Source organism: Vibrio sp. S234-5 (assembly GCF_000960595.1).
GTDB lineage: Bacteria > Pseudomonadota > Gammaproteobacteria > Enterobacterales > Vibrionaceae > Vibrio.
In genome coordinates this window covers 1-378 of sequence record NZ_JZAM01000459.1, presented here as the reverse complement: position 1 = coordinate 378, position 378 = coordinate 1, and the positions used below count along the sequence as shown (strand labels likewise).

Annotated in this window: 1 rRNA gene; it reads left to right on the top strand. The window is 50.5% G+C overall.

Annotation, left to right across the window (positions count from 1 at the left end):
* Positions 1-378 (top strand): 23S ribosomal RNA (locus UF06_RS23050); the annotation flags it as partial.

Genomic DNA, 378 nt, shown 5'->3' with positions numbered 1-378 from the left:
TTGGATTAGCCCTTAAGATTTAAATGCGTTAGACGAATGGTCTGGAAAGGCCAACGATACCGGGTGATAGTCCCGTGGTCATAGGCGCATGTTCAGTGAAATCGAGTAGGGCGGGACACGTGTTATCCTGACTGAATAAGGGGGGACCATCCTCCAAGGCTAAATACTCCTGACTGACCGATAGTGAACCGGTACCGTGAGGGAAAGGCGAAAAGAACCCCTGTGAGGGGAGTGAAATAGAACCTGAAACCGTGTACGTACAAGCAGTAGGAGCACCTTCGTGGTGTGACGGCGTTCCTGTTGTAGAATGGGTCAGCGGCTTAATGTTAGTAGCAAGGTTAACCTTATAGGGGCGCCGTAGGGAAAGCGAGTCTTAAC